Source organism: Sphingorhabdus sp. 109 (assembly GCF_902506555.1).
GTDB lineage: Bacteria > Pseudomonadota > Alphaproteobacteria > Sphingomonadales > Sphingomonadaceae > Parasphingorhabdus.
Genome location: NZ_LR732707.1, coordinates 1,479,118 through 1,505,276, shown reverse-complemented (window position 1 = coordinate 1,505,276; position 26,159 = coordinate 1,479,118). Strand labels below are relative to the sequence as shown.

Here is a 26,159-nt window from a genome sequence, read left to right as displayed (position 1 = left end):
AATGACGTTCACCCCTGACAAAGGCCGGGATTCAGCGGACGGAGCCATTATGTGGCTGCCGTCGGAAAATACCGGTCTGCGCAGCTTAAGGAGAAAATTCACATGCCCAGGACGAAATCCGGAAGCTTGGCAGCCTTGTTGCTCGCCACATCTTCCCTGACGCTGTCCGCCTGCAACCAGAGCAACGCACAGGAAACGGATCGTTTCGCTACTGTCGAGATCAAGGCGGAACCTTTGGCCGAGGGCGTTGCGGTGCTGTACGGGGCGGGTGGCAATATCGGTATCTCTTACGGCCCGGACGGAACCGTCTTGATCGATGACCAATTTGCGCCGCTGACGCCGAAGATCCAGGCCGCCATTGCCGAACTGGGCGCGGAGCCGGTGACCTATCTGATCAACACCCACTGGCATGGCGACCATAGCGGAGGGAACGAGAATTTCGGCAAGGCCGGCGCGCTGATCATGGCGCACGACCATGTTCGCGAGCGGATGCTGGGTATCCAGAAGTCGGGACGCGGCAATGATCCGGCGTCCCCGGTCGAGGCCTTGCCCACGGTCACCTATCACGACGGTCTGAAGCTGCATCTTAACGGCGACGAGGTGCGGGTCATGCATATGAAACACGGCCATACCGACGGCGACAGTGTCATCTTCTGGAAGAAGGCCAATGTGCTGCACATGGGTGATCTGTTCTTCAACAAGATGAGTCTGCCTTTCATCGACCTCAACAGCGGCGGCAATGTGCGCGGCGTGCTGGCGGCGGCAGAGAAGGTGCTGGGCATGGTGGATGACGATAGCAAGATCATTCCGGGCCACGGACCGATGGCGACCAAGGCGGATCTGGTCGAATATCGCGACATGCTCAAAACGGTGATCGGCGCGGTGGAAAAGGCGCAGGCCGAGGGCAAATCACTGAATGCGGTGCAGGCGATGAAGCCGGCGGCGCGGTGGGATATCAACCCTGATGCCTTCATCAAGGGCGATGCCTTTGTCGAAGCGGTCTACAAAAGTCTGGAACAGCCGCCTCACCAGGAGGACCATCCGCACTAGTCAGAGAGTCGCGGCCTCGATTTCTTCGCGCAGCGCCGCGATCAGCGGCTTGACCCTGGTCAGCCGCGGCTCTTCCTCGTCGACGATCTTGCGGAAGATGGTCTTCTTGAAGCCCAGGATCGTGTCGCCCGCAGGGCGCTTGGAAGCGGGCAGGGTGGAGAAAATGATGTCGATCATCCGCTCGGCCCCGTGCAGGCGGCCCCAGAGATAGTCATTCTCGCGGTAGCTGCGGCTGAAAAAGGCACCGAAATTGTTGAATTCTATGCCCTTCAGCGTCGCCGCCACGCCACCTTTGCGGATCGTCTTGGCGTCTTCCGGCGAGATGCGGTCGACCTTGATGGGATCGAATTCGTCCAGCCCTTCGCCTTGCAGCAGCGGCAGGGTGGCGATGTCGTAGAAGGGGAAGCCGAGGAAGGCGAGCAGCATGGAGCGCTTCTCCGCCTTCGGGACCACCGCCAGCGCTTCGGCCAGCCTCGCGTCGACAATCGCATCGGCCGAGGTCAGGTCGCGGGCCTTGGCCAGCGCGTCGAGCATGGTTCCGGGATGCTCCTCCGCTTCCTCGGCGAGACTGACGAAATCGTCGCCAAGAAAGTCGATCGTCTCGCGTTCGATATAGAGTGAAAGGCAGTCATAGATGACATCGTGCATCCCCTCCATCACCTCCGCAGTGGCGGGATCGGCGCGATCGAGATCCTCGGCGAGCTGCCGCGCCATGAAGCGCAGCCGCCGCACCCGGAAACCGAGGTCATGCTGCCGGAAAAACTCGGCCGCCGGCTTGGTCGGGCCGCCGCTCTTCTGGCCGACATTGTCGAGGCCGAGGCGGCGTATCTCGGACCATAAAGCACTGCGAAGGCCGGGGTGGTTGTGCCCGTTGGGATCGGGTTTCGCGCGCCGGATGGTATGGGCGATATCCTCGATTACGGTGGCAAGCTTCAAATGCCCATAGGCGCTGTAGGAAAAGCCGGAAAGCTTGGCTGCCTTGTCCCGCGACTTGCGCCGCCAAGCAGCGACTCGTGCCGGCGTCGGCCGGTCGAGGAAGAAAGTGCGTCCGAACAGGCTCTCGACATGCTGCTCGACCTCGCCGCGCAGATTCTCGGTGATCAGCCGCATCTGGATGATCCGGTTCGACCGTCCGGCAATGGCATTGAGATTGTCGCGGATCGGCTGTTCGCGGGGGATGTTGGAAATCGCTCCGAAGATCGTCGAGAAGAAGCCGGGAAGCGCTTCGTCCTCCGCCTCCTGCGCCGCCTGCAGGCGCTGTGTCGCCCTGTCGCTCTTCGCCACATCAAGATCGGGGCGGGGGTCGATATAGACGAAACGCCGGTCGACCTCGCGTTTCGCCGGACGATTTTTCAGCGCCTCTATCGCCTGGGCAAAGGGCGCGTTGGCGAGGACCGAACCGTCGATCAGCACCGTATCCTCCGCCGTGCCGGCGCGAAACTGGTTGGGCAAAATCCGCTTGAGAAAGGCGGAACGTCCCTCCCAGACATAATCATGCTCTTCGAGCAGCCCGTCCAGCTCCCGCACCGTGAACGGCGGAAATGCGCCGGGGAAGCTGGCGGTGGCGCGGCCGGCAAAGGTCAGGGCCGCCGGATCGGCAATCGCATCATCTCTTTTGCCCCGGGTCGAAAAGCCGATGGTGATGCGATGTTCCATCTCGAGCGCTTCGGGCGGGCTGTGCAGCTGCAGCTTTTCCGGATGGCCGACAAAATCGGTGACCGTGACGAACAGGTCGAGCGGCTGGCCCGGCGGCAGCAGGCGCGGCCCGCGCTCGGTCGCCCGCACGGCGGCCAGCGCGTCCCAGATCAGACCGCTGAACACCTTGCCGCCAAAGGGCGGAGCGAACCAGCGCGCGCGGACAAAGCGTGACAGCTTCATCTTCACCTCTTCCTGCGCCTCTTTCGAGACGGTCTGTTCGACCGCACCGCCCTTGCGGCCCAGCGCCATCCAGGCGATCGGTTCGGCCCAGAATTTGGAGAAGCGAGAGAGCGGGCGGGCATCTGGGTCGAGCAGCTTGTCGACATCGGCGGTGTCGAGCCACAAGTCGGTCAAGGGATCGAGCGACTGGCCAGACAGGATAGCCTGAGACAGGAATATCCCGTTGATCCCGCCGGCGCTGGCACCGGAAATTATATCCGGCAGAATGCGCAGCCGCGTGCCCGTCTCCTGCTCCAGCCATTCGAGGATGTCATAATAGATTCCGCGGCTGCACTGGTCGATCCGCGCGCCGTCATGGAAATCCCGGCTGGCCTGCGCCAGCTTCCAGATTTCCTTGGTGATGCCGTGCATATAAATGGCGAGGCTCACGCCGCCATAGCAGATCAAGGCCAGTCTGAGTTCTTTCTGCCGCATGGCCTTTACCTACAGAATGGCGGTGCGGGCGCAACCCGTAATGCACCGCATCGCCTCCGTGGCAAGACGCCGTCGGGGGTGGACCCCGCTTCCACCAGACAGGGAGGGCTTTCCTACAGCCCAACCTCTTTGCTATGGTCGAACCATGAACCGGAAACCGGATAGTCAGGCGGGCGAGAGCAATCTGGCCCGTGGCGTTTCGCACGTCTCCACAAGCTGAAATCAATTTCCCGCTTAGGGGGTGTGACCCGTGTGACCCTGTTTTAATTTTTGAGGCAAAAGCACTGGCGTTCCTTATTTGTTCTGCTAGATAAATCCCATGGCCAAACCGAAGAAAAAATATGTCTGTCAGAATTGCGGTTCGATCGCGCATCGCTGGGAAGGGCAGTGCGGCGATTGCGGCGAGTGGAATACGCTGGTCGAGGAAGCGGGTGAAACTGTCTTTGCCTCGAAGCATAATCTGCAGAGTGGCGGGCGCGAGGTGCGGCTGGTCGGGCTCGACAGCGAAATCGCGCTGCCGGATCGGAAAAAGACCGGTATCGCCGAATTTGATCGCGCCGTTGGTGGCGGTCTGGTGGCGGGCTCTGCCACACTGATGGGGGGGGATCCGGGGATCGGCAAATCGACTCTCCTGCTGCAGGTTTCGGCGCGGTTGGCCGATGCGGGACTTTCGGTGGCCTATATTTCGGGCGAGGAAGCGGCGGATCAGGTGCGGTTGCGGGCGCGACGTCTGGGGCTGGGCAAGGCACCGGTGAAGCTTGCCTCGGCGACGTCTGTCCGTGACATATTGACGACCCTGGGCCGCGATGCGCCGGATTTCGTCGTAATCGATTCGATCCAGACCATGCACAGCGATCTGATCGAAGGCGCGCCGGGGACTGTCAGCCAGGTACGCGCGTCGGCACAGGAAATTATCAAGTTCGCCAAGGAACATGGCACGATGGTGATGCTCGTCGGCCATGTCACCAAGGACGGCAATATCGCCGGTCCGCGTGTGCTCGAACATATGGTCGATACGGTGATGAGCTTTGAGGGCGAGCGCAGTCACCAATATCGTATCCTTCGCTCGATCAAGAACCGCTTCGGCGGCACCGATGAAATCGGTGTGTTCGCGATGGAAGAAAAAGGCCTCACCGAAGTGGCCAATCCCTCCGCCCTGTTCCTCACCGACCGCAGCGAGGAAGTGACCGGCGCTACCGTGTTCCCGGCAATGGAAGGCACAAGGCCGGTGCTGGTGGAAATACAGGCGCTGACGGTCCGGCTGGCGAGTGGCGCAACCCCGCGGCGCTCGGTGGTCGGGTGGGACAGTTCGCGGCTGGCGATGATCCTGGCGGTGCTGGAAGCGCGCTGCGGGCTGAGCTTCTCCGGCGCGGAAGTCTATCTCAATGTTGCGGGGGGCTATCGGCTCACCGATCCCGCTGCCGATCTGGCGGTGGCGGCGGCGCTGATCTCGGCCCATGCCGAGCGTCCGATGCCCAGCGATGCCGTGATCTTCGGAGAAATCGCGCTGTCCGGCGAGATACGCCCGGTCTCGCGCACGCCGTTGCGGTTGAAGGAAGCATCCAAGCTCGGTTTCGACCGCGCCCTGATCCCGGCATCCGGCGAAAAAAGCAGCGACAGCATGAAGAAGCTGCAATTCGCCAAACTCGCCAATCTCGTTGACCATATGCTCGACCGTGACTAGCTAGAGCCCATGACGGGTCTTGATATATTTGTACTGGTTCTGATGGGCGGTGCCGCGGTTCTCGGATTCCTCAGAGGATTCGTGCAGGAGGCGCTTTCGCTGATCGTCTGGTTATTGGTCGTGATCGGAGTGCGGATGCTGCATATGCCGATCTACGAGCGGCTGATCAGCCCGGTGGGCAGCGAGAGCGGTGCCTCGGTGCTGGCGTTCGCCTCGATCGTGATTGTCATCTATGCGCTGGGCCGCTGGCTGGCCCGCTCGATTGGCGCGCGCTCTCGGAAATCCGTACTAGGTCCCATCGATCGCGTGCTCGGTTTCGGTTTCGGCATGATCAAGGGCCTGATAGGCGCCACGCTGATCTATCTGTTGGTGATACTTGTTTATCACACAATCTATAGTGCGGATGAGCCTCGACCCGAATGGCTCGAGGCATCCCGCACCTACCCATTGCTCCATGCGAGCGGAAAGGCGATGATAGACTTTGTCGAGGAACAGCGGAAAGCGGACGACGAGCAAGCGGTAACGGATCAATGAGCGGCGTGCTTTACACCCGCGAGATTCTGCGTCTGGCCGTGTCGATTCCGAATCAGCAAAGACTGGATAAACCCGATGGCACGGCCGAACTTCGATCGCGGACCTGCGGCAGCAAAGTCACGGCGGACGTGATGCTCGGCGATGACGGCGAGCTGCAGGATATCGGTCTCGAAATAAGCGCCTGCGCGGTGGGTCAGGCCTCTGCCGCCATATTGGGGGCGCAAGCCATCGGCAGGACGGCCGCGGACATCAGCGCTGTGCGCGACGGGCTGGCAGCTTTCCTCACGGGATCGGCCGACACACCCGGACCGTGGCCGGATATGGACAAATTGGCGGCAGCTAGGGAGCACAAAGGCCGTCATTCCGCGATTTTGCTTCCCTATGATGCGATGATCGCAGCATTGGCGGATGCGGTCGCCAAGCAAGAGGTGGTCTGACCAATGGAATCCGAAGCCCATATGGCCGATTTGTTGCTGGGCGGCTTCGTCATGCTCGGCGCGGCCCTCGTGATGGTGCTAATCTTCCGGCGGTTCGGAATTGGTGCGGTTCTTGGCTATCTGATTGCAGGGGTCCTGATTGGCCCGCATGGATTCCAGCTGATCAGCAACGCTCGCACGATCCTGGAATTTTCCGAAATCGGCATCATACTCCTGCTCTTCATTGTCGGACTGGAACTGGCACCGGCGCGGCTCATGCGCCTGCGGCAGGCAATCTTTGGCCTGGGCATGAGCCAGGTGGTATTATGCGGTATCGCGCTGTTCCTGCTGATCATGGCGACGACCAATTTCACGCTGGCGGCATCGATTGCCATCGGTCTGCCGCTGGCGCTCTCCTCCACCGCGCAGGTGCTGCCGATGCTGCAGTCTTCGGGCAGGCTGAACACGCCGACCGGGGAAAAAGCCTTCTCGATCCTGCTGTTTCAGGATCTCTCGATCATTCCGCTTCTGACCATCATCGCGGCACTCTCGCGCGCGCCTCAGGACGAAGGCGGCCCGTCCGGATGGATGACCGCATTCTACGCGATACTGGCTATCGGCGGACTGATTCTGGCCGGCAAATATCTGTTGCAGCCGCTGCTCAAGGTGATTGGCCGCATTGCCGAACGGGAACTGTTCATCGTCGCCGGTCTGGTGGCCGTCCTCGGTGGCGCAACGCTGATGGAATTCATCGGTCTTTCGCCGGCCCTCGGCGCGTTTATCGCCGGGGTGATGCTCGCCAATTCGCCTTATCGGCATGAGCTGGAAGCCGATATCGATCCGTTCCGGTCTTTGTTGCTCGGCTTCTTCTTCCTCGCTGTCGGCATGATGCTGGACGTCAATGTCGTACTCGAAAACCCCGGCTTCGTGCTTGGCGCGGCGATTGTACTGGTCGCCGTCAAGATCGCGATCATATTCGGGCTGGGCAAGCTGTTCGGCATGGAAACCAATCCGGCGCTGGCTATGGGCATGTTGCTCAGCCAGGGCGGTGAATTCGGCTTTGTATTGTTCTCCGAAGCCGAAAAGGCGCTGCTGATCGAACCCGAGGCCAGCAGCCTGTTCGGTGCGATCATCACGATTTCCATGGCAACGACACCCTTCCTGATGCTGCTCGCGCGCCGGTTCAGCAATGGCGGTACCAAGTCGTCCACCAATCTCGAAGATCCGGCCAATGCCGACCGGGCGCCGGTGATCGTGGTCGGACAGGGACGGTTCGGGCAGACAGTCTCACAAATGTTGATGGCCGCGAAAATTCCGCTGACGCTGATCGACATCAAACCGGAGCAGATTGATCTTCACGAACGGTTCGGTGCCAAGGTCTTTTATGGAGACGGGACCCGTATTGACCTCTTGCGACGGGCCGGTGCCGATGATGCGGACGCCATCGTCTTCTGTATGGATGACCAGAGTTTCGGCCCGGAACAGGCGCGGGCCATTGTGCAGTCTTTCCCGGAAACCAAGATGTTCGTGCGAGTCTATGACCGCCGCCAGCTGATCGCGCTTAAGGGGCTTGGCATCGTCGGGATGAAGAGGGAGATGTTTGAATCGGCGATTCATCTCGCACGCCAGGCCATGTTCGCAATCGATCTGGACAGCAGCCTGATCGAAGAGGTCGAGGAGGAATTCCGTCAGCGCGACTGCGACCGGCTGGAAGCGCAACTGAAGTCGGGCGGTGACATGCTCGCCGGTGCGGAGCTCAGGTTCGAAAATAATCCGGGACTAAAATCCTGACGATCGGCCTGGCGGCGCTACTCAGGTCGATTCGTCCAGGAAGGCAGCAACGTCACCCAGATCGACGTCCTTGGCGAGGAAGGACTGACCGATACCGTTGGCGAGCAGGAAGGGCAGGGTGCCGCCGCTCATTTTCTTGTCGTGCATCATATGGTCGACCAGCCGCTGGCCGGGAGCCTTGGCCGACGCGGTGGACAGATCGTGAGGCAGGTTGACCGCCTGTAAATGGGCTTTGACGCGCTCCGCATCAGAGGGATCGCAATGGCCGCGCCTCACCGAATATGCGAAGGCTAGTGCCATTCCGGCCGCAACGGCTTCGCCATGGACCAGCTTGTCGGAAAAGCCGGTCTCGGCTTCCAGTGCATGACCGAAAGTATGGCCCAGATTGAGCAGCGCCCGGCGCCCGCTGAGTTCCTTCTCGTCTTCGCCGACGATCAGGGCCTTTGCCCGCACGCTGTGGATGATTGCCGTGCTTAGCGCATCGGGGTCGCGGGTGAGAAGCTTATCGCCATTGGCTTCGCACCAGGCAAAGAAATCAGCGTCGCTGATCAGCCCATATTTGACCACTTCGGCATAGCCAGCGCGCAGTTCCCGGTCCGGCAGGCTGTTCAGCACGAGCGGGTCAATCAGCACGAAGCGCGGCTGGTTGAAACTTCCGATCAAATTCTTGCCGACTGCACTGTTGATCGCGGTCTTGCCGCCAACGCTGCTGTCGACCTGCGCGAGCAGGCTGGTGGGGATCTGGACGAAGCCGCAGCCGCGCTTGACGATCGCCGCGGCAAAGCCGGTGAGATCACCGATAACGCCGCCGCCGAGAGCGACCAGCGTATCGGACCGTTCGATGCCTTCGTCCAGCAGCCAGTCTGTTATCCGTTCCAGTTGACGCCAGCTCTTGCTTGATTCTCCCGCTGGCAGACTTTTTACAAAAAGCTCGATGCCGGTGCCGCCAAAGGCTTGCCGCAATTGCGGAAGAAAGTGGGATTCTACATTCCTGTCGGTCAGGATGAAAAGCCGGCGATTGCTGGCGAAATGCTGTAAATGTCCGGCGGCCTGTTGCAGAGCACCTGGTTCAACCAAAATTGGGTAGCTATGTTCGCCGAGTTCGACTGTGATCTGGGTCAACGCTGTAATGCCTCGATTATCTTTTCAACGGTTATCTCATGGGGTGAATCATTGCCCATGACATGAATATGGGCGGTGGCGTAAACAGGATTTCGAACCGCTGCCAGATCGGCCAGTATTTTCGCCGGATCACCCGATTTCAGCAGAGGTCTGGTGTTACGCCTGGCGACACGTTTCACTAACGTATCGAGATCCGCGTCCAGCCAGATCGAGAGAGCATTCTCCAGAATCAGCGCGCGCGTTTCCGGATTCATAAACGCGCCGCCGCCGGTCGCGATAACCTGGCGCTCACCTTCCATTAGCCGCGCGATCACGCGCCGTTCCCCATCGCGAAAATAATCTTCGCCAAAGCGACTGAAAATTTCCTCAACTGTAAGGCCCGCCGCTTGCTCGATTTCCTCATCAGCATCGACAAAGTCCAGCCCCAGCCGTTTTGCAAGCCGCCGGCCCACGGTGGTTTTGCCTACTCCCATCAATCCGACCAGCACGATTGGTCGATCGGGAACGTAATCCGGTGTTTCACCGGAATTTCCGTCTGATATGTCGAAAGAGGCTTTTATGTTTTTGTCCATTGGGGCAAAGGCTATACAAGGGTTGGCTAAGGGTGCAAATTCCAATGCTGGCTAAGCTAGTTTTTTTAACCGTTTAGAAGATTGAGTTATATCGATGCCGCGTCAGTTGGTTTTTCTTATATTGTTCGTCGCTATCGTGATCGGTGCGGCACTGGCATTGGCTTCGATCGATGTCGAGCAGCCACTGCAACCGGTGGAAAAACCCGTCATCGGTGACGATCTGTAATAAGATGCATATGCGGATCAAGCATATCACTCTGGCCGCTGTCAGTCTCGGCGCACTTTTTGCGGCAATTCCGGTATTGGGGCAGAACTCTCCAGAATCGCTGTTGCCACCCGGGTTTGGAGAGTCTCCACCCGCTCCGGCACCCGCCCCACGGCCGGCGCCTGCCAATACTCCTACACCTGCCCCCGGTCCGGTGCCGGCGCGGCCGGTCGGGCCGCCGGCCAGTAATCCATCTGGCGATATTGCCACAGAACAAAATTCCGCGGCTACCGAGTTGGACAGATCGCTGTTAGCCCTTGATGAAAACGGGGAACTGGACCTGAATGCGCTCGATGATGCGCTCCAGCCCCAATATAGCCTGTCTGCGGGTGAGCGGCGATCGATGGCTGAAATCGGCGTTTTGACGCCGATATTTGACGGTTTGCCCACAGACGCTTTCGGCAAGGAGGGCGGGCAATATCTGACCAACCTGATCAGAAACCTGGACGGCCCGATCATTTCGCGCTGGGGTTCTATCCTGCTCCGTCGCGCCTTGCTGAGCAAGGTGGCCAGCCCGGAAAATGTCAACCCGGCTGATTGGGTCGCCGAACGGGCTTGGCGCCTTTTGCTCATGGGCGAAGCGGACGCTGCCCGTTCGCTGGTTTTGAAGGTGGATGGTGGCAACTATACGCCGCGGCTTTATGAAGTCGCGATGCAGGCGCATCTGGCAACGGCGGATCCTGCGGGCATTTGCCCTCTGGTCGAGGCCGGTGCCCGCGTTAGTGATGCTCCCACATGGACCATGTTCCGGCCGATATGCGCTTCGCTTACCGGAGAGCAGAGTCGGGCGACCAGTTTGTTGCAGCAGGCTCGGCGCGATAAGGTTGCCACCGGTATTGACTATCTGCTGGCTGAAAAAACGATCGGAGCCGGGTTCGAAGGCCGGCGCGCGGTCACCATCCGTTGGGATGATATAGAATATTTTAACAACTGGCGCTTCGGGCTGGGTGCTGCAACCGGCGTGGAACCGCCGGATCGTCTTTATGCCAAGGCTGGTCGCCACGTTCAGGGATGGCGCGTTCGCGCGCCGATGCTATCGATTGATTCCCGCATGAAAGCTGCTGATTATGCAGCCGCGATCGGCGTGCTTTCCAGTCAGGCAATGGTTGATCTTTATGCTGCGGCCTACGATGACCCAGAGACCGGTGACGACCGGAAGGCGCTGGCTTCCACCTTGCGCCAGGCCTATACGGATGACACTGCGCAATCGCGGCTGGCGGCAATGCGCGATCTGTGGGGGCGTTCCAATGGTGCGCTAACCCGCTATTCAGCTAAAATATTGACGGCCCGTGCTGCGGCAAAAATTCCGCCGTCGGCCGAACTGGCCGAAGAGAGTTTCGAATTGCTTGCATCCATGCTGTCGGCCGGCCTTGATCGCAGCGCGGTACGATGGGCTGATATTGTCAATGAGGGGAGCGACGCATGGGCGTTGTTGGCTGTGGCTTCTCCGACCGGTAATGCCGTTTCCTATGACGCGCTGGACGATTTTGGTGGCAATGACGACAGCGATGAACAGCTTCGTAGCAAATTCTTGCTAGCTGCGGTTGCAGGCCTGGGAAAAGCAGACCAGCAGACGATTGATGAATTTTCAGCCGACCTCGATCTGAGTCTGAAACGGAACACCAAATGGACGAGAGCTATCCAGTCCGCCGCGCGGCGCGGGCAGTCGGGAACCGTGGCATTGCTTGTCGCAGTTGGTATGCAGGGACGAGACTGGCGGGCGATGTCGCCGTTGCACCTCTATCATATCACACAAAGCCTGAAACGGGTCGGACTTGAACCCGAAGCGCGGATGATTGCAGCCGAAGCACTGACCCGGACATAAGCTTTGCTTTGATCGCCATCAGGTCTATTCGAGCATGATATGAGCGATGATGCCAATCTGATAGAACGCTTTCTCGAAATGCTTGTGGCTGAAGCCGGTGCTTCTCAGCACACCTTGGCGGCTTATCGGACAGATTTGGAACAAGCGTCGGCTATAACCGGCGGAAGACTATCCTGCGCGGATCGTGAACTGGTGAGTAAATTGCCGTCGCACTGGCGCAAGCTGCAGAATAGCACAGTCGCGCGCAAATCCTCCAGTTTGAGACGCTATTTCAGGTTTCTCGTAGAGGAGGGGTTTCGCGCCGATGATCCTTCTGACGCTCTCCCGAGGCCCGGATCGGCGCGATCTTTGCCCAAGACCCTTTCCCATGGCGAAATCGAAAGTCTGTTCCGGCATGTCGCGGAGGGGCTGGAGCGGGAGCCTGGAAAAGCTGCGATATCGAGACTTTCGGCGATAATGGAACTCCTTTACGGCTCCGGGCTTAGGGCTAGCGAACTCGTGACATTGTCGCGATCGTCGATCGCCGGCGACGAGCCCTTTTTGATCATCAAGGGAAAGGGAAACAAGGAACGGCTGGTGCCGATTTCCCAACAGGCCCGCAGCGCTGTCAGACGGTGGATGGAATTTGTCGACCCGATGGAAAAATGGCTCTTTCCCTCCCGAACCGGGCATATCAGCCGGATCAGATTGTTTCAGATCATCAAGGAACATGCCGCCAGGGCCGGGATCAATCCGGCAAAAATCAGTCCACATGTTCTGCGCCACGCTTTCGCAACACATTTGTTGGAAGGCGGCGCAGATTTGAGAGCCTTGCAGACGCTGCTCGGGCATAGCGACATCAGTACCACACAAATCTATACCCATATCGATAGTGCCCGACTGGTCGAACTGGTGAATAACCGTCATCCTTTGAGTCAACTGGATCTCGCGCGTTGACGTTTCGCTTGTCCGGTTCTAACTCCTTTTTATGACATCATATCTCGATTTTGAAAAACCGATCGCCGCCCTGGAAGCCCGTATTCTGGAACTCAGAGATACGGCGGATGAAGGCTCTCTCGATATCGAAACAGAAATCGAGAAATTGCAGGTAAAATCTGCCAAAATGCTGAGCGACACTTATGGCAAATTGTCGCCTTGGCAGAAAACGCAGGTCGCTCGACATCCGGAACGTCCGCATTTCAAGGATTTTACCGCTGGTCTGTTCGACGAGTTCATTCCGTTGGGCGGAGATCGAAATTTCGGTAATGATCAGGCCATTATCGGTGGTTTTGCACGGTTGGGAGACCGCCGGATGGTTGTCATCGGTCATGAAAAGGGTGACGATACTGAAAGCCGCTTGCGACACAATTTCGGGATGGGCAAACCCGAAGGATATCGTAAAGCGATCCGCCTTATGGACATGGCCGACCGGTTTTCGCTTCCGGTTTTGACGCTCGTCGACACGTCCGGTGCATTCCCAGGGGTCTCGGCAGAAGAGCGGGGCCAGGCCGAAGCCATCGCCCGTTCCACCGAAAAATGTCTTTCGCTCGGAGTTCCGATGGTGGCAATAATCGTCGGGGAAGGCGGATCGGGCGGTGCTGTCGCCCTGGCGGCGGCAGAACGGGTCCTGATGTTTGAGCATGCAGTATATTCGGTCATTTCCCCTGAAGGCTGCGCATCAATTCTGTGGCGCACAGGAGATAAGGCTGATGTTGCCGCTGATGCAATGCAGATCACGGCCCAGAATCTTGCAAAGCTTGGGGTAGTCGACCGCATTGTCGATGAGCCCGTGGGTGGCGCACATCGTGACCGAGACTTGGCGATTGCATCATTGGGCAGGGCTATCGAAGAAGAATTTGAACAACTCGGCAAGCTTGATCGGGAAGAGCTAAGACGGATGCGTCGCAAAAAATTCTTGGAAATCGGTTCGCTTTAAACCACGGACTCAGCATCCTGCGTATCCCTGCGCTTCCGAAACGTCATTTTACAGGTGGAACTCTTTACCGATTGATCAGTTCTTATACATTGCGACCCGGAGGAGCATTATATGAGACAAATTACGACAAAGCTGATGAGTGCCGCGGGAGTGATAGCTCTGGTGGCCTGCACCGGCAGCGGAGCAGACGCCGGTGCTGTCAATTCGGCAGGAAGTCAGGCTGGGGAAGCCCGATCAATATCGGAAGCGGAAAAGCAGAAAGGTGCCGAAGCTCATCCCCAATTGCTGGAAGAATTTGGGGGCGCTTATTCCGGTCCGCAGGTAGGCTATGTTGTTGGAGTGGGACAGAATATTGCTGTCCAGTCAGGCCTGGGTAACGCGCGCAGCGACTTTACCGTGACCCTGCTCAATAGTCCCGTGAACAACGCGTTCGCCATTCCGGGAGGCTATGTCTATCTTACCCGGCAGTTGATGGCATTGATGAACGATGAGGCCGAGATGGCTGGTGTTCTTGGACACGAAGTCGGCCATGTCGCGGCAAGGCATAGTGAAAAACGGCAAAAAGCGGCCACGCGCAACAGCATTTTGGGGATTTTGGGACAGATCGGCTCGCAGGTCCTGCTCGGTGATTCTTCGCTTGGCAGAATTGGTCAGGAAATATTCGGCACGGGTAGCCAGCTACTGACCCTCAAATATTCCCGCAAACAGGAATATGAAGCCGACGATCTGGGTATTCGCTATCTGGCTTCAGCGGGATATGATCCTCAGGCGCTTTCAACCATGCTTTACTCGCTGGCGGCACAGTCCGCGATCGACGCAAGGGTGGCTGGACGAGATGCCCGCAGTACACCCGAATGGGCCAGCACCCATCCGGATCCCGCACGCAGAGTGTCGCGTGCGGCAAGCAATGCGAACAAGCTGGCGCAGTCGGGTGGTGTTCGCAATCGGGACCGGTTTCTGCAAAATCTGGATGGAATATTATATGGCGATGATCCCAAACAAGGGGTGATCGAAGGAAGCAGTTTCCTGCATCGTGATCTTAAACTGAAATTCACGGTTCCAAACGGTTTTTCGATGCAAAATGGTGCACGCGCGGTTTCAATCTCGGGATCCGGTGGCCAGGGACAGTTTACTACCGGCGTCTATAGCGGCAATATGGCAACATATATCGATGCAGCGTTCAAGGGACTAGCTGGCGAGGGCCAGAGCATATCCTATGGTGATATTCAGAGGACAACGGTAAACGGATTGCCTGCAGCTTATGCGATGGCAAGGGTGGACAGCAGTAACGGTAAAGTCGATGTCACTGTATTTGCCTATGAATTTTCAAAAAGTAGTGCGTTTCACTTCGCCACAATCGCGCCAGCCGGAAGCGCTTCTGTTTTCTCTCCCATGTATCAGAGTATCAACAGGCTTTCCGCCTCGGAAGCGGCCGCGATCAGATCTCGTAAAGTTGATATTGTGACGGTTCAAAGCGGAGATACGATTTCAAACCTCTCTACCCGCATGGCATATGATAATTATCAACTGGACCGGTTTCTGGTTTTGAACCGGATGGATGCGAATGACGGGCTACGCGTGGGGCAGAAGGTGAAGATCATCACTTACTAATATTGCAGGCAAAAAAAAGACGGCAGCCGTTAGGCTGCCGTCCTCTTTGCTTGCTTATCCGAAGATTAGCCAGCCATCGAGTTATCGACTTCTTTGAAGGTGTTGCTGAGGGTGTTACCCAGCTGACCCATTGCAACGATAGCTGCAACAGCGATCAGAGCAGCGATCAGGCCATATTCGATAGCCGTTGCGCCTTCTTCATTCTTGAACATTTTACGTACGAGTTTCATGTCTGGTCTCCTAGATTTGACAAACTTCACTTACCCAATTGGATCCAATTCACATCCAATGTTCAATAACTTAACCGAAAAACCTTACCAAGATTTTAAGCCCGCAATATAATTATGAAACGTCTGTAACCTCATTGGCAACGTCATCCCACATGCCGACTGTCCTGTTGGCGACGCCGGCAATCGAAACAAGCACGGTCAGTGCTATAAGAGCCAGTATCAATCCATATTCCACAGCCGTTGCGCCCTTGTCAGAAAGATATATTCTTTTCAAAAAATCAAACATGTCTCTCTCAACGCGGATAAAGTTCTGCTAAGTCGTGAACATTCCCCGTTTCACAGAAAGGGATTAACAAAATCCTTACACCGCCTAAAATAATGGAAAAAATCCCGACATACCTGTTTGTCGTCGCCGCTGCACTGGTCGACCAGAATGGCAGAATTCTGGTGCAGAAGCGCCCCGAAGGCAAGCCGATGGCGGGACTTTGGGAGTTCCCCGGCGGGAAGGTTGAACAGGGCGAGACTCCGGAGACGGCGCTGGTGCGTGAACTGAATGAGGAGCTGGATATTGATGTAAAGGAAGCGGATCTGGAATCGGTTGCGTTCGCCAGCGAGGCACTGGGAGACCGGCATTTGGTTCTGCTTTTATATATAAGCCAAAAATGGTCTGGGAATGTCCGAAATGCGGAATCGCAGGACGTGCAGTGGCTGGAGATTGATGCCATAAAGCAATTGCCAATGCCCCCGGCTGACGGGCCATTGGTTCAAAAATTATCGAACAGTCTTGCAGCTCTGACTTAGCTGTCCGGATTGGTGTCCGCATTTCCCGAAAGCGTGGTGGTGAGCGATACCTGGCCGCTCCCCCGGCGCGCGGGTTTGGGCTGATCTGGGTGAGGCGCCCATGCACAGAGATATAACAGTGCGACGCGCTCAGTGAATTTCCCGTCAGAGGCTGCCTGTTTCTGGAACAGGGCTTTGATCTTCCGGTAGACATTCGGGCCTATCGCCGACGTGCCACCGGACAGAATATTACTTCCACCGGCATCTCTTATATCCGAGATCAACCGCTCGAGACTGGAATATTTCATCTGCAAGGAGTCGCTATCGGCCACAGGCATTGTCAATCCCGCGCGTGCCATCAGATCGCCGGCTGTCCGGACGTCGATCTGGGGATGGATATGAGCCGAAACCCGGTCGCCGTCGGCCACCATCATTATCGCTTTGAGCGCTTGAAAGCTTTCGGCACAGATAAAGGTTGCCAGCATGAGGCCGTCCGGGATCAATATCCTGCGGGCCAGAACGAATGCGCCTGGCAAGTCATTGATCGTATCGAGCGAGCCGATATTGATGATCAGATCGAAACTGTGATCAGAAAAAGGTAAGCGATCATCATCGCAGATCACACCACCGCACGCCTGTGCCAAGCGAGCGCTGGAATCCGCAACAACAACCGCGATACCGCGGTCTTGCAGCGCTTTGCCAAGTTTTGGCGCCGAAAGGCCAACCAGCAACGCGCGCCGAAAATCGCGTTTCACAACATCAAGGCGTTCCAAAATCTCATCAACCATGATCTGGGAGAAAAAATCATTGCCTTGCGCCCGCGCATAGGCGCGATCGCGGACGATGCGTCGTCTCCCGCGATCAAAAACTTCCGGATAATTGACTGTATCGGTCATAGGGCCTTGCGGCTTTAGGAGTGCAAGGCGAAAAGATCAAATGCCGTTGCGACCCCTGTTCAGACCGCTAGTCGATTTCGCTCTGCCGCCGAGATGTCCGATATGCGGCGTCACTGTCTCAACAGACAATCACTTCTGCCTGTCATGCTGGCAGGAACTGGATTTTCTGGCAAAACCTTGGTGCTCAGCTTGCGGAATGCCGTTGGTTTTCGACCATCCCGGCGAAAGTCTCTGTGTGAAATGTCTGGCGACCCGGCCTGTCCATGATGGGGTACGAGCAGCAGTGCGCTATGATGATCTGAGCGCGTTGATTGCGATGCGGCTGAAATATGGTACGCGGCTGGGACTTGCGAGACTGATCGCTGAGCATCTGCAGAAATATATCGCGGATTGCCCGGATGATGCCGTGATCGTTCCGGTTCCCCTCCATCGTTCGCGGTTGTGGAGCCGGGGGTTCAACCAATCGGTTCTGATCGGTCGGGAACTTGCCCGCAATTCGGGGATGCAAATGGACCAAGATGTCCTCGTCCGCACGAAAGTTACGCCGCCGCTGAGAGGCATGAGCGGCAAACAGCGACGTAAGACTGTCAACAATGCGTTTGCGCTAAGGCCCGATGCGCAAAAAAGACTTGCCGGCAGACCAGTTGTGCTGGTGGATGATGTTTATACCAGCGGCTCGACCAGTAATGCTTGCGCGCGTCTGCTGAAAAAAGCGGGAGCCAACCAAGTGCTCGTATTCTGCTGGGCGCGGGTTATAAGCGATTCGGAAAATCTATGAATTGACGAAGCGGCAGCGATAGCTTGAATTTTCGGTCTGGACAGCCCATTTGCAGACTCAAGCGAGAAAGAGCGAAATATGGCTAAAGTTGAAATATATACCAAGTTTACTTGCGGCTTCTGCTTCCGTGCCAAAGCGCTGCTGGAAGGAAAGAATGTCAGTTTTGAAGAAACAGATATCAGCATGGACGGCGCAAAGCGTGAGGAAATGATCCAGCGCTCCGGCGGAAGAATGACAGTGCCTCAAATTTTTATCGACAATCGTCATGTCGGCGGATCAGACGATCTTGCTGCCCTGGACCGGTCGGGTGAGCTCGACGCGCTTCTTGCAGGCTGATCCAGTTTGAAAATCGCGCTGGCCCAAATGAATAGTGGCATTGTTCCCGAAGAAAATGCCCGTCAACTCTGCGAACTTATAGCGGATTCCGCCGCCGCTGGTGCCGTAATGATTTTTACGCCCGAGATGAGCGGACTGCTGGACCGGGATAGATCCAGGGCGAAGGCAGCGATCCGCGGTGAATCGGATGATGCCGTTCTTGCGGCGGTCCGGTCGGAAGCGCAAAAAGCCGGGATTTGGGTGCAGCTCGGTTCCTTGGCGATCAGCGATCCGGGCAATCCCGACGCCAAATGGTCGAACCGGTCTTATCTGATCAACCCTCGGGGCGAAATTACCGCCCGCTATGACAAGATCCACCTATTTGACGTGGATCTTGGGGGGGAGGAATCCCAGCGCGAATCCTCTGCCTATGCGGGAGGTCGCGACGCAGTGGTCGCCTCGATCCCTGAAGCGACTCTGGGCATGTCGATTTGCTATGATCTTCGGTTTCCGGGGCTCTACGAGGCGCTCACCAATGCTGGCGCCGATATTTTGTCGGTTCCCGCTGCCTTCACTGTTCCGACCGGTAAGGCGCATTGGGAAATATTACTGCGGGCCCGCGCGATCGAGGCTGGGGCTTTTGTCGTAGCGGCCGCGCAATATGGCCGGCACGAAGACGGTAGATCAACTTACGGCCATTCGATGGTCGTCGATCCCTGGGGTAAAATCCTGCTCGATATGGGAGAGGGGACTGGACTTGGATTTTGTGATCTGGACTGTTCGCAGGTTGGAGCGGTGCGCTCGCGGATACCGGCTGTTGCCAATCGTCAAAATTTCGCGTTACCCGCGATGGTTCAATGATTGTATTTGACCTTGTTTGTGCCGATGGAGAACATCGCTTCGAGGGTTGGTTTGGCTCTTCGGAAGACTATGCAGATCAACAGGCCCGCGGTTTGCTGGACTGTCCGATATGCGGCAGCACCAACATAGCCAAGGCCGTGATGGCACCAAGTCTGGGCCGTAAAGGGAATCAGGAACCAGTGGCCGCGAACCCGGTGGAGCAGGGCACCGAAGCGCCGGGCGCCAGCAAGCCGGTTTCCAATGAAGTTGCTGTGCCGGCCGAATATAAGGAAATGCTCGGGAAATTGGTCAAGGCGCAAGCGGAGATGTTAGCCAAATCCGAATGGGTTGGCGACAAATTTGCCGACCGCGCGCGTGACATTCATTATGGAGATGCGGAGGAAAAGCCCATCCATGGCACAGCTTCTCAGGAAGAAGTGTCCGATCTGGCCGAAGAAGGCATTGCTGCGCTTCCTTTGCCTCTTCCGGTTATACCACCAGAATCCAAAAATTGACTGTAGCATGCGTACGCTGATGTGGCTAAACCCTCCGGTATCAAGCGCCCGTAGCTCAGTCGGATAGAGCACCAGATTCCTAATCTGGGGGCCACAGGTTCGAATCCTGTCGGGCGCACCATTTCCTTTTTCTTCAATGGGGACTCAGTTTTCCGCGTTCAGGTGAGCGCCACGATGCTCGCCAGAATAAGGCGGACAAGATCGGCCTGACCGCGCGTCCCCGTTTTTGCGTAAATCCGTTTCGAATAGAGGCGCGTGGTCTCGTGGGTAAGGCCCAGCAGAGTTGCCGCTTCCCGGATTGTCACGCCATGACTGATATGCAGTGCCAGACGGGCTTCCTGCAGGGTAAGGCCGAAAAGATTGGCGAGATGCCGGCTGCGCTCGGCGCTGCTGGTTCGCTCGCCATGAACGAAGGCAATGGCAACCGGCTGGAGAGCACCGGGCAGATCGGCCGGCGGGTTGGTGAGCAACATGTCCAGCCATGGCTCGTCCGACAGATGGACCGAACGGACAACGCTTTCACCGGCCTGTCGCAATTTCAGAAATTTGCGCAGGATGCCCTGCGCATCGGCTTGTTCGGGGATGAGGCGTCCGTCCGGTGACTTACGCAAGGATTGCGCTTCCTGTACGAGCGCTTCGGCTTGTTCGCTCATGTCAATAATCCGACCGGACCCGTCAAGCATGAACCATCCGAAATTCAATCGCATGATCGCGTCGGCGGAAATTCCTGCTTTCAGCCGCTGCCTCTCCAGTTCGGCATGGGTGCCGGCGGCAATCGCCAGATGATTGGCAAGTGATCCCAGCAGCGCGCCGTCACTCGCCGAAAAATCGCTCTTCTTGCGCCCGAGCGAAATCCAGATCTGTCCGCCATTGGGTTCAGTCACACGCATGTTGCGGGCAAAACGGATGTCGGGATCCTGCATGAATAGCGTCTTGAAGCGGCTTTGCAGGGGGTCGCTCGAGTCGATGAATTCATCCAGCGAATAGACCCGGTTTGGCCGCATGGCCTTGTGCGGGAGCGCTTGCGAATTGCCGAATTCCTGCCGGTAGATTTCGTTGATATCTGCTAGGTCGTCGTCGACAGCGGGAATCCGGACCGATTGTAACCAGTCATGGTCGCCCTGAAACAGCAGCCTTGCATAATCGGCGGCGGTCCTGCGACGCAACTGCTCCAGAAATTCCTCCCACGGGGGCGCCCCGAGGGTGCCGCGATGCAGCGCAGCGACCAAGTCATGTTCTTCGCTGTAGATTACGGCCATTTCCCGAGTGTATCCCATTTGGGAACTACATGCCAGTCGAAAGCGGCTATTGTGTCCGGGAACGATCAAGGATGAAATGACAATTGACCCGTATCTTAACCCATTTGGAGCGGCTTGAGGCTGAAGCCATTCACATCATGCGAGAAGTGATGGCCGATGCGCAGAAGCCGGTGATGATGTACAGCGTCGGCAAGGACAGCGCGGTGCTGTTGCATCTGGCCAAAAAGGCTTTTTATCCATCGCCTCCGCCGTTTCCCCTTCTGCACGTCGATACAACCTGGAAATTCAAGGACATGTACGCTCTGCGTGAAAAGGCGGCGCAGGACGCCGGGATGGAGTTGATCGTGCATCACAATGCGGAGGCTCAGGAACGGGGAATCAATCCGTTCGACCATGGCCCGTTGCACACCGACATGTGGAAGACGGAAGGGTTGAAGCAGGCGCTTGACCTGCACGGATTTGACGTGGCTTTCGGTGGTGCACGGCGCGACGAGGAAAAAAGTCGTGCGAAAGAGAGAATTTTCTCATTCCGGACTGCGAGCCATGGCTGGGACCCCAAAAACCAGCGGCCGGAATTGTGGAATCTCTACAACGCCAGGAAGGCCAAAGGGGAAAGCATTCGTGTATTTCCGATCAGCAACTGGACCGAACTCGACATCTGGCAATATATCATGGCCGAAAATATCGAAATCGTACCGCTTTATTTTGCCGCGCCGCGGCCAACCTATATCCACGAGGGTGGACTGTTCATGGCTGACGATCTCGATCGGCTCGAGAAGGTCATGGGCAAGAAACCGGAAATCACCACCCGCTCTGTTCGTTTTCGCACCTTGGGCTGTTTCCCTTTAACCGGAGCGGTCGAGAGTTCGGCGTCGACCCTTTCCGAAGTCATTCAGGAAATGCTGCTGACCACCACCAGCGAACGCCAGGGGCGGATCATTGACAAGGATGAAGGCGGCGCCGGCATGGAGAAGAAGAAGCAGGAGGGCTATTTCTGATGACCAAGCAGACCGGAAATGATCCGATTTACAAAACCGATGCGCTGATCGCCGAGGATATCGACGCCTATCTCGCGCAGCACCAGAACAAGGAACTGCTGCGTTTCATCACCTGCGGCAGCGTCGACGACGGCAAGAGCACGCTGATCGGCCGTTTGCTGTACGACAGCAAGATGATCTTTGAAGACCAGCTGACTGCGCTGGAAGCCGACAGCAAGAAGTCCGGCACCCAGGGGCAGGAGATTGATTTTGCCCTGCTGGTCGACGGTCTCGCCGCCGAGCGCGAACAGGGTATCACCATCGATGTTGCCTATCGTTTCTTCTCGACCGAAAAGCGCAAGTTCATTGTCGCCGATACGCCGGGCCACGAACAATATACGCGAAACATGGTGACGGGTGCATCGACTGCGGATGCCGCCGTCATACTGGTGGATGCCCGCAAGGGGGTATTGGTGCAGACGCGGCGCCATTCCTATCTGGCCCATCTGCTCGGAATCAAGAATCTGATTCTGGCGGTGAACAAGATGGACCTTGTCGACTTCAGTCAGGACATATTCGATTCAATCGTCGAGGATTATCGCGAATTTGCTGCCGAAATCGGCATCGAAAGCTTCACGGCGATCCCGATTTCCGGCTTCAAGGGCGACAATATCACCGAGGCCCCGTCGGCCAATACGCCTTGGTACGAGGGGCCCGCGCTTATCGCTCATCTTGAAAATATCGAGATCACGGCCACGGTTGCGCAGGATAAGCCGTTCCGGATGCCGGTCCAGTGGGTCAACCGTCCCAATCTCGACTTCCGCGGTTTCTCGGGGCTTGTTTCCGGGGGCACGGTGAAGCCGGGTGATCCTGTGCGCGTGGTGCCGTCGGGCAAGAACAGCCGGGTGAAGAGCGTCGTGACGCTGGATGGCGAACTCGATGAGGCGGTCGCTGGCCAGTCGGTTACGATCACGCTGGAAGACGAAGTGGACTGTTCGCGTGGCGATGTAATCGCGGCAGCGGGCGATCCTCCCGAAGTTTCGGACCAGTTTGAATCCACGATCGTGTGGATGAGCGACGAAGCGCTGAAGCCCGGTCGCGGCTACTGGCTCAAGCTGGCGACGCAGACGGTCAGCGCGTCGGTGCAGGAACCCAAATATGAGATCAACATCAACACGATGGAGCATCTCGCGGCCAAGACCTTGGAACTGAACGGCATCGGTGTCACCGAAATACACACCGACAAGCCGATCGTGTTCGAGGCTTATGCCGACAGCCGGCAACTTGGCGGTTTCATACTGGTCGACAAGATTACCAATGCGACAGTAGCGGCGGGCATGCTGCATTTCAGCCTGCGCAGGGCCGACAATGTCCACTGGCAGCCCACGACGATCACCCGGGAAGAACATGCGTCTCTGAAAAACCAGACGCCGCGTGTATTGTGGTTTACCGGCCTTTCCGGTTCGGGAAAATCCACAATTGCAAACGAGGTCGAGAAGCAGCTCAATCTGATGAACCGGCATACTTTCCTGCTAGACGGGGACAATGTGCGGCACGGATTGAACAAGGATCTCGGCTTTACCGAAGCGGACCGGATCGAGAATATCCGTCGCGTGGGTGAGGTCGCGAAATTGATGACCGATGCCGGATTGATCGTGCTGACAGCCTTTATCAGTCCGTTCCGCGCGGAACGGCAAATGGTGCGTGAAATGCTGTCCGATGGAGAGTTTATCGAGATATTTGTCGACACACCACTCGAGGTTGCCGAACAGCGCGACGTCAAGGGGCTCTACAAGAAAGCACGCAGCGGTAAATTGAAGAATTTTACCGGTATCGATAGCCCCTATGAATCACCGGAAAACGCCGAAATTCGCGTGAACACCGTTGAAATGACACCCGCAGAAGCTGCCGAATATATCGTTCGCCAGATCATGCCTCTAAAATGAGTAAAACTATGACCGACGCTGACCTCGCAGCCCATCTTGCGCATATTGCCGGACGGATATTGCTTGAAGTTCGCGAAAGCGGAATGTTCGAAGGCAAGTCCCTCGGCAAAGCCGGGGACCAGACCGCCAACGAATTTCTGGTCCATGCCCTGCGTCAGCAGCGGCCCGAAGACGGCCTTCTTTCAGAAGAAAGCAAGGATACCGATGAACGGCTCGACAAATCGCGCGTCTGGATTATCGATCCGGTTGACGGAACCCGAGAATATGGAGAAGCGCGCTCGGACTGGGCTGTGCACGTTGCGCTTGCCGTGGATGGCATTGCCTCGACCGGTGCTGTTGCCTTGCCGGGGCAGGACGGGGGCGTCGTTCTGCGGAGTGATAAAGTGGTCGGGCTCAGCAGTTATGAAGGCCCTCCGCGCCTCGTGGTCAGCCGTACCCGGCCGGCTGCAGAAGCGGTCTCTGTGGCCGATCGTTTGGGTGGCGAGTTGCTGCCGATGGGGTCGGCTGGCGCCAAGGCCATGGCCGTGGTGCAGGGGGAGGCGGAAATTTATCTCCATTCGGGCGGGCAATATGAGTGGGATAGTTGCGCGCCGGTAGCGGTCGCATCGGCTTACGGCCTGCATTGTTCCCGGATCGACGGCTCACCGCTTATCTATAATCAGAAGGATACCTATATGCCGGACCTTCTGATCTGCCGGAAAGAGTGGACGGATGCTGTTTTTGGCGCTCTGAACGACTGAACAGCAATCATCTTTCCATCGTAGATGGCCAAGCCGTCGGGCGCATCAGTCTCGACCAGCACCCTCGGCGTCGCCTGAACCAGCGCGACGGGCGGCACTCATGTTACGCTGCTTCTAGCAACTGTTGCAGTGCGCTGCGCATTTTTTGGGGCCGTTCGGATATTTCCCACTGCTGCAGTCCGTCTTCGATCAGTCTTGCATGATTGCCCAGCTTCCGATCGCCGAACATTGCGGCGGTGCCGGCAAGCTTGTGCAGTTTTTCCCTGATTTGAAGCGATTCGCCGTCGGAAAAAGTGCCTTTCTGTACGAAGCTGACGATACTGCTGATCGCGTCTCGCCTACGTGTCTGATATCGTTCGAACAGGGCATCATCAAAATCCTTTCTTGATGCTGGCGCGGGTCGTTCTGTTCGGTGCGGCTTTCGAGGCTTGGTCCACTGTTGAAGAACGGTTTGAAGATTGGAGATATCAACCGGTTTTGAAATATGGGACTGCATTCCCGCCTCCAGGCAGCTCCGGATATCATCGCCGAATGCGTTTGCGGTAACCGCAATTATAGGCAGATTCTCGGCCGATATTCCGCTCGCCCTGATTATTCGGGTGGCTTCATATCCGTCCATGAACGGCATCTGGATATCCATCAGCACGAGATCATAGGGGATATCTTCGGATTTCGACCGCGTGACTTTCGCGACGGCTTCGGTTCCATCCGCAGCCAATTCTGTCTCATAACCCAATTTTCTGGTCATGGCCTGAATAAGGATCTGGTTCACATCATGATCTTCAACCAACAGCAGGCGGGCGTTGACAGATGATGATCTGCCTGTCGCGGCTTTGCTGTGGAGTGGCATGTCTGCGCCTGTCCTGATTTGATCCTGATCATGCTTCATGAGTTCGTCTTTCTTCCTAGGCGATTTGCCGATCCATCTCTGATGCTGATCGGGATTATGCTTGGGCCAAAATGAAAGACGGCGATTTTGATCGGCGGTTAAGGACCAACGCGCGGGATGTTTGACAATAGACCTGTCGGTTAGCTGACGGCTTGTCAGGATTGCCTGATATCACCGCTCTGGCTGCAAAAGCCGTTCCTGCCAGAAGAAATTACCGGAGTTCCAAGGCTGATAATGCCAGCTATCCTGCGGGCTATTGCTGGTCTCGATGCATTTGTTGAGCGCAGAATGGTTAATTCTGAAACGTTTGCTCCGTAACTACATCGAGACATGACCGGGACGGATTTGATCTGAATCCGTCTGTTTTGATTTTCCGCGCTGGGTTGTGTGGGGAATTTGATCCAAAGGAATTGAAATTGGCAACTATCCTGTTTGCAGATGATGATGCGCTTCTGGGCGACTTGGTATATCACAAGCTCGAGTCTTGCGGTCACAAGGTTGTGGTCGTCGACAACGGATATAGCGTCCTGTCTGCGGCGCTTCGTGCTCGTCCTGACCTGATTATTCTGGACAATCGGATGCCCGGATTGAGGGGGCCGGAGGTGCTGCCTGTTTTGAAGCGCCAGGCTAGAACGGCGGCAATCCCGGTGCTGGTTTTGACCAGCCAGACCGGTACAAACGCGATGGTCGAGGCTTTTCGCGGGGGCGCAGCCGATTACATGGCGAAACCATTTCTGCCGCAAGATCTGGCCGATCGGATATCGTCGCTGCTGGGATCGCGGGCATCCCTGCAACAGGTTGGATAAGCTTGATGGAACTGGCGTTAAAGCGAATAGCCCGCAGGCTAGGGGAAAACG

General features: G+C 57.1%; 27 protein-coding genes and 1 tRNA gene. 20 read left to right on the top strand and 8 right to left on the bottom strand.

The window, feature by feature from the left end:
• The first annotated feature begins 102 nt into the window (after positions 1–102).
• Positions 103–1,050, top strand: a complete 948-nt coding sequence (locus BOSE62_RS07155; RefSeq protein WP_159643710.1) for an MBL fold metallo-hydrolase — start codon at positions 103–105, stop codon at positions 1,048–1,050.
• Here the strand turns inward: BOSE62_RS07155 and BOSE62_RS07150 are convergent, their stop codons facing one another.
• Positions 1,051–3,402 (bottom strand): patatin-like protein, encoded by a 2,352-nt coding sequence (locus BOSE62_RS07150; protein WP_159643708.1) that lies wholly within the window; start codon positions 3,400–3,402, stop codon positions 1,051–1,053.
• Between the two features lie 319 nt (positions 3,403–3,721).
• Here BOSE62_RS07150 and radA point away from each other — a divergent pair, with 319 nt between their 5' ends.
• The 4 genes from radA to BOSE62_RS07130 are packed head-to-tail and all read left to right on the top strand — an operon-like array spanning position 3,722 to position 7,827.
• Complete coding sequence (gene radA, locus BOSE62_RS07145) at positions 3,722–5,086, top strand: DNA repair protein RadA (RefSeq protein ID WP_159643706.1); 1,365 nt, start codon at positions 3,722–3,724, stop codon at positions 5,084–5,086.
• A 9-nt stretch (positions 5,087–5,095) separates the two neighbouring features.
• Positions 5,096–5,620, top strand: a complete 525-nt coding sequence (locus BOSE62_RS07140; protein ID WP_159643704.1) for a CvpA family protein — start codon at positions 5,096–5,098, stop codon at positions 5,618–5,620.
• Entirely contained in the window at positions 5,617–6,057 is a 441-nt protein-coding gene (locus tag BOSE62_RS07135; protein WP_159643702.1) for an iron-sulfur cluster assembly scaffold protein, read from the top strand. Before BOSE62_RS07140 ends, BOSE62_RS07135 begins: the two co-directional genes overlap by 4 nt.
• A gap of 21 nt (positions 6,058–6,078) precedes the next feature.
• Positions 6,079–7,827, top strand: coding sequence for a monovalent cation:proton antiporter-2 (CPA2) family protein (locus BOSE62_RS07130; RefSeq protein ID WP_236553892.1), 1,749 nt, complete (start codon positions 6,079–6,081; stop codon positions 7,825–7,827).
• A 21-nt stretch (positions 7,828–7,848) separates the two neighbouring features.
• On the opposite strand, the gene aroB is transcribed toward BOSE62_RS07130, so the two are convergent.
• Positions 7,849–8,949, bottom strand: coding sequence for a 3-dehydroquinate synthase (gene aroB / locus BOSE62_RS07125; RefSeq protein ID WP_159643698.1), 1,101 nt, complete (start codon positions 8,947–8,949; stop codon positions 7,849–7,851).
• A complete protein-coding gene (locus BOSE62_RS07120) occupies positions 8,946–9,566 on the bottom strand; it encodes a shikimate kinase (protein ID WP_236553891.1) in 621 nt (206 codons plus the stop codon). Before BOSE62_RS07120 ends, aroB begins: the two co-directional genes overlap by 4 nt.
• Positions 9,567–9,615: 49 nt before the next feature.
• Here BOSE62_RS07120 and BOSE62_RS17500 point away from each other — a divergent pair, with 49 nt between their 5' ends.
• The 5 genes from BOSE62_RS17500 to BOSE62_RS07100 all read left to right on the top strand — a co-directional run bounded on the left by BOSE62_RS17500 (position 9,616) and on the right by BOSE62_RS07100 (position 15,137).
• The gene (locus BOSE62_RS17500; protein WP_268893896.1) at positions 9,616–9,747 is read left to right on the top strand and encodes a hypothetical protein; all 132 of its coding nucleotides are present in this window, start codon (positions 9,616–9,618) and stop codon (positions 9,745–9,747) included.
• A gap of 274 nt (positions 9,748–10,021) precedes the next feature.
• On the top strand, positions 10,022–11,611 hold the full coding sequence (locus BOSE62_RS07115) for a hypothetical protein (RefSeq protein WP_159643696.1): 1,590 nt from the start codon (positions 10,022–10,024) through the stop codon (positions 11,609–11,611).
• A 39-nt stretch (positions 11,612–11,650) separates the two neighbouring features.
• Positions 11,651–12,547 carry a tyrosine recombinase gene (locus BOSE62_RS07110; protein ID WP_159643694.1) on the top strand — a complete coding sequence of 299 codons (897 nt, stop codon included), beginning with the start codon at positions 11,651–11,653 and terminating at the stop codon, positions 12,545–12,547.
• Positions 12,548–12,578: 31 nt separating this feature from the next.
• Positions 12,579–13,526, top strand: a complete 948-nt coding sequence (locus BOSE62_RS07105) for an acetyl-CoA carboxylase carboxyltransferase subunit alpha (protein WP_159643692.1) — start codon at positions 12,579–12,581, stop codon at positions 13,524–13,526.
• A 111-nt stretch (positions 13,527–13,637) separates the two neighbouring features.
• Positions 13,638–15,137 (top strand): M48 family metalloprotease, encoded by a 1,500-nt coding sequence (locus BOSE62_RS07100; RefSeq protein WP_159643690.1) that lies wholly within the window; start codon positions 13,638–13,640, stop codon positions 15,135–15,137.
• A 65-nt stretch (positions 15,138–15,202) separates the two neighbouring features.
• Here BOSE62_RS07100 and BOSE62_RS07095 read toward each other — a convergent pair whose 3' ends face one another.
• Both BOSE62_RS07095 and BOSE62_RS07090 read right to left on the bottom strand, forming a co-directional pair.
• On the bottom strand, positions 15,203–15,367 hold the full coding sequence (locus BOSE62_RS07095; protein WP_159643688.1) for a Flp family type IVb pilin: 165 nt from the start codon (positions 15,365–15,367) through the stop codon (positions 15,203–15,205).
• A gap of 112 nt (positions 15,368–15,479) precedes the next feature.
• Positions 15,480–15,653, bottom strand: coding sequence for a Flp family type IVb pilin (locus BOSE62_RS07090; RefSeq protein WP_159643686.1), 174 nt, complete (start codon positions 15,651–15,653; stop codon positions 15,480–15,482).
• A gap of 92 nt (positions 15,654–15,745) precedes the next feature.
• On the opposite strand from BOSE62_RS07090, the gene mutT reads away from it, so the two are divergent.
• On the top strand, positions 15,746–16,168 hold the full coding sequence (gene mutT / locus BOSE62_RS07085) for an 8-oxo-dGTP diphosphatase MutT (protein ID WP_159643684.1): 423 nt from the start codon (positions 15,746–15,748) through the stop codon (positions 16,166–16,168).
• On the opposite strand, the gene BOSE62_RS07080 is transcribed toward mutT, so the two are convergent.
• A complete protein-coding gene (locus BOSE62_RS07080) occupies positions 16,165–17,043 on the bottom strand; it encodes a methyltransferase domain-containing protein (protein WP_159643682.1) in 879 nt (292 codons plus the stop codon). The genes mutT and BOSE62_RS07080 overlap by 4 nt on opposite strands.
• Before the next feature lie 40 nt (positions 17,044–17,083).
• On the opposite strand from BOSE62_RS07080, the gene BOSE62_RS07075 reads away from it, so the two are divergent.
• The 5 genes from BOSE62_RS07075 (at position 17,084) to BOSE62_RS07055 (ending at position 19,612) form a co-directional block, all read left to right on the top strand.
• Entirely contained in the window at positions 17,084–17,821 is a 738-nt protein-coding gene (locus BOSE62_RS07075; RefSeq protein WP_159643680.1) for a ComF family protein, read from the top strand.
• Positions 17,822–17,899: 78 nt separating this feature from the next.
• Positions 17,900–18,157: a glutaredoxin 3 gene (grxC, locus tag BOSE62_RS07070; RefSeq protein ID WP_159643678.1), complete on the top strand. Its 258-nt coding sequence runs from the start codon at positions 17,900–17,902 to the stop codon at positions 18,155–18,157.
• 6 nt (positions 18,158–18,163) lie between these two features.
• Positions 18,164–18,997 carry a carbon-nitrogen hydrolase family protein gene (locus BOSE62_RS07065; protein WP_159643676.1) on the top strand — a complete coding sequence of 278 codons (834 nt, stop codon included), beginning with the start codon at positions 18,164–18,166 and terminating at the stop codon, positions 18,995–18,997.
• Positions 18,994–19,491 (top strand): DUF1178 family protein, encoded by a 498-nt coding sequence (locus BOSE62_RS07060; RefSeq protein ID WP_159643674.1) that lies wholly within the window; start codon positions 18,994–18,996, stop codon positions 19,489–19,491. Before BOSE62_RS07065 ends, BOSE62_RS07060 begins: the two co-directional genes overlap by 4 nt.
• A 44-nt stretch (positions 19,492–19,535) precedes the next feature.
• Positions 19,536–19,612: transfer RNA gene (locus BOSE62_RS07055), tRNA-Arg, on the top strand.
• Between the two features lie 37 nt (positions 19,613–19,649).
• On the opposite strand, the gene BOSE62_RS07050 is transcribed toward BOSE62_RS07055, so the two are convergent.
• Positions 19,650–20,768 carry a helix-turn-helix transcriptional regulator gene (locus BOSE62_RS07050; protein ID WP_159643672.1) on the bottom strand — a complete coding sequence of 373 codons (1,119 nt, stop codon included), beginning with the start codon at positions 20,766–20,768 and terminating at the stop codon, positions 19,650–19,652.
• Positions 20,769–20,833: 65 nt separating this feature from the next.
• Here BOSE62_RS07050 and cysD point away from each other — a divergent pair, with 65 nt between their 5' ends.
• The 3 genes from cysD to BOSE62_RS07035 are packed head-to-tail and all read left to right on the top strand — an operon-like array spanning position 20,834 to position 24,413.
• A complete protein-coding gene (gene cysD / locus BOSE62_RS07045) occupies positions 20,834–21,748 on the top strand; it encodes a sulfate adenylyltransferase subunit CysD (RefSeq protein ID WP_159643670.1) in 915 nt (304 codons plus the stop codon).
• On the top strand, positions 21,748–23,673 hold the full coding sequence (gene cysN / locus BOSE62_RS07040; protein ID WP_159643668.1) for a sulfate adenylyltransferase subunit CysN: 1,926 nt from the start codon (positions 21,748–21,750) through the stop codon (positions 23,671–23,673). Before cysD ends, cysN begins: the two co-directional genes overlap by 1 nt.
• 8 nt (positions 23,674–23,681) lie before the next feature.
• Positions 23,682–24,413: a 3'(2'),5'-bisphosphate nucleotidase CysQ gene (locus BOSE62_RS07035; RefSeq protein ID WP_328799765.1), complete on the top strand. Its 732-nt coding sequence runs from the start codon at positions 23,682–23,684 to the stop codon at positions 24,411–24,413.
• 103 nt (positions 24,414–24,516) lie between these two features.
• Here the strand turns inward: BOSE62_RS07035 and BOSE62_RS07030 are convergent, their stop codons facing one another.
• A complete protein-coding gene (locus BOSE62_RS07030) occupies positions 24,517–25,263 on the bottom strand; it encodes a response regulator (RefSeq protein ID WP_159643664.1) in 747 nt (248 codons plus the stop codon).
• A gap of 455 nt (positions 25,264–25,718) precedes the next feature.
• Here BOSE62_RS07030 and BOSE62_RS07025 point away from each other — a divergent pair, with 455 nt between their 5' ends.
• Positions 25,719–26,108 carry a response regulator gene (locus BOSE62_RS07025; RefSeq protein WP_159643662.1) on the top strand — a complete coding sequence of 130 codons (390 nt, stop codon included), beginning with the start codon at positions 25,719–25,721 and terminating at the stop codon, positions 26,106–26,108.
• Positions 26,109–26,159: the final 51 nt, after the last annotated feature.

Bases quoted from the DNA above. Each gene is read 5' to 3' on its own strand.
- BOSE62_RS07155 (WP_159643710.1), top strand. From the start codon at position 103: ATGCCCAGGACGAAATCCGGAAGCTTGGCAGCCTTGTTGCTCGCCACA.
- BOSE62_RS07150 (WP_159643708.1), bottom strand. From the start codon at position 3,402: ATGCGGCAGAAAGAACTCAGACTGGCCTTGATCTGCTATGGCGGCGTG.
- radA (WP_159643706.1), top strand. From the start codon at position 3,722: ATGGCCAAACCGAAGAAAAAATATGTCTGTCAGAATTGCGGTTCGATC.
- BOSE62_RS07140 (WP_159643704.1), top strand. From the start codon at position 5,096: ATGACGGGTCTTGATATATTTGTACTGGTTCTGATGGGCGGTGCCGCG.
- BOSE62_RS07135 (WP_159643702.1), top strand. From the start codon at position 5,617: ATGAGCGGCGTGCTTTACACCCGCGAGATTCTGCGTCTGGCCGTGTCG.
- BOSE62_RS07130 (WP_236553892.1), top strand. From the start codon at position 6,079: ATGGCCGATTTGTTGCTGGGCGGCTTCGTCATGCTCGGCGCGGCCCTC.
- BOSE62_RS17500 (WP_268893896.1), top strand. From the start codon at position 9,616: ATGCCGCGTCAGTTGGTTTTTCTTATATTGTTCGTCGCTATCGTGATC.
- BOSE62_RS07110 (WP_159643694.1), top strand. From the start codon at position 11,651: ATGAGCGATGATGCCAATCTGATAGAACGCTTTCTCGAAATGCTTGTG.
- BOSE62_RS07105 (WP_159643692.1), top strand. From the start codon at position 12,579: ATGACATCATATCTCGATTTTGAAAAACCGATCGCCGCCCTGGAAGCC.
- BOSE62_RS07100 (WP_159643690.1), top strand. From the start codon at position 13,638: ATGAGACAAATTACGACAAAGCTGATGAGTGCCGCGGGAGTGATAGCT.
- BOSE62_RS07095 (WP_159643688.1), bottom strand. From the start codon at position 15,367: ATGAAACTCGTACGTAAAATGTTCAAGAATGAAGAAGGCGCAACGGCT.
- BOSE62_RS07090 (WP_159643686.1), bottom strand. From the start codon at position 15,653: ATGTTTGATTTTTTGAAAAGAATATATCTTTCTGACAAGGGCGCAACG.
- mutT (WP_159643684.1), top strand. From the start codon at position 15,746: ATGGAAAAAATCCCGACATACCTGTTTGTCGTCGCCGCTGCACTGGTC.
- BOSE62_RS07080 (WP_159643682.1), bottom strand. From the start codon at position 17,043: ATGACCGATACAGTCAATTATCCGGAAGTTTTTGATCGCGGGAGACGA.
- BOSE62_RS07075 (WP_159643680.1), top strand. From the start codon at position 17,084: ATGCCGTTGCGACCCCTGTTCAGACCGCTAGTCGATTTCGCTCTGCCG.
- grxC (WP_159643678.1), top strand. From the start codon at position 17,900: ATGGCTAAAGTTGAAATATATACCAAGTTTACTTGCGGCTTCTGCTTC.
- BOSE62_RS07060 (WP_159643674.1), top strand. From the start codon at position 18,994: ATGATTGTATTTGACCTTGTTTGTGCCGATGGAGAACATCGCTTCGAG.
- BOSE62_RS07050 (WP_159643672.1), bottom strand. From the start codon at position 20,768: ATGGGATACACTCGGGAAATGGCCGTAATCTACAGCGAAGAACATGAC.
- cysN (WP_159643668.1), top strand. From the start codon at position 21,748: ATGACCAAGCAGACCGGAAATGATCCGATTTACAAAACCGATGCGCTG.
- BOSE62_RS07035 (WP_328799765.1), top strand. From the start codon at position 23,682: ATGACCGACGCTGACCTCGCAGCCCATCTTGCGCATATTGCCGGACGG.
- BOSE62_RS07030 (WP_159643664.1), bottom strand. From the start codon at position 25,263: ATGCCACTCCACAGCAAAGCCGCGACAGGCAGATCATCATCTGTCAAC.